General features: G+C 69.1%; 1 protein-coding gene and 1 pseudogene. Both read right to left on the bottom strand.

The features are described 5' to 3' along the window. Nucleotides 1-423 (bottom strand): annotated as a pseudogene (locus tag LPA54_RS33030) (spermidine/putrescine ABC transporter substrate-binding protein); the annotation flags it as partial. A 49-nt stretch (nt 424-472) separates the two neighbouring features. After that, nucleotides 473-939 (bottom strand): aldehyde dehydrogenase family protein (locus LPA54_RS33035; protein ID WP_228984431.1); only part of this gene is annotated, 467 nt, incomplete at its 5' end.

Genomic DNA, 939 nt, shown 5'->3' on the forward strand with positions numbered 1-939 from the left:
GACGATGATGTCGCGGCCGGTGTCCTGGCCCGCGGCGAGCTGCGGCTTGATCTTGCCGAAGAACTCGGTGTTGTCGTTGATGTCCTCGGTGTACTTGACCTTGATGCCGGTGCGCTTGGTGAACGCCTCCAGCGTGGGGTGCCGGCGTCCGCTGTCGTCGACGTCCATGTACTCGGTCCAGTTGGAGAAGGTCACGGTCTTCTCCTCGGCCGAGCGGTCCTCCGCGGAGACGCCGCCCTGGGTGTTCCCCGCCGCGGGGATGCCGCAGGCGCTCAGCGCGCCCAGGCCGCCGACCGCGAGGGCGCCGCCCGCTGAGGCGCGCAGCAGGGAACGGCGGGTGAGGGCCGCCCTGCCGTTGCGGAAACTGCGCCGTATCGCGGCCTGCTGGGCCGGCGAGAGGCGGTCGGGCTCGTACTGCTCCATGCGCGTGGTGCCCTTTCGGGAAGTGGCCGCGGGTCGGGCGGCCTGGCTGCTATCGGTCCCCGAAGACGGTGCGGTGCCAGTCCTTGCGGACCACCGCGGTGTTGTCGAACATGACGTGTTTGATCTGGGTGTACTCCTCGAAGGAGTACGCGGACATGTCCTTGCCGAAGCCGGACGCCTTGTAGCCTCCGTGCGGCATCTCACTGATGATCGGGATGTGGTCGTTGATCCACACGCACCCCGCCTTGATCTCACGGGTGGCCCGCCCCGTGCGGTACACGTCGCGGCTCCAGGCGGAGGCGGCGAGCCCGTACGGGGTGTCGTTGGCGAGTGCGATGCCCTCGTCGTCGGTGTCGAAGGGCAGGACGACCAGCACCGGACCGAAGATCTCGGACTGCACGACCTCGCTGTCCTGCGCGGCGTCGGCGATGAGCGTGGGGCGATAGTACGCGCCGTCCGCCAGCTCGCCCAGGGGTGTCTCACCACCGGTCACCACGCGCGCGTAGGCACTAGCGC

It is taken from the genome of Streptomyces sp. DH12 (genome assembly GCF_020873895.1).
Lineage (GTDB): Bacteria > Actinomycetota > Actinomycetes > Streptomycetales > Streptomycetaceae > Streptomyces.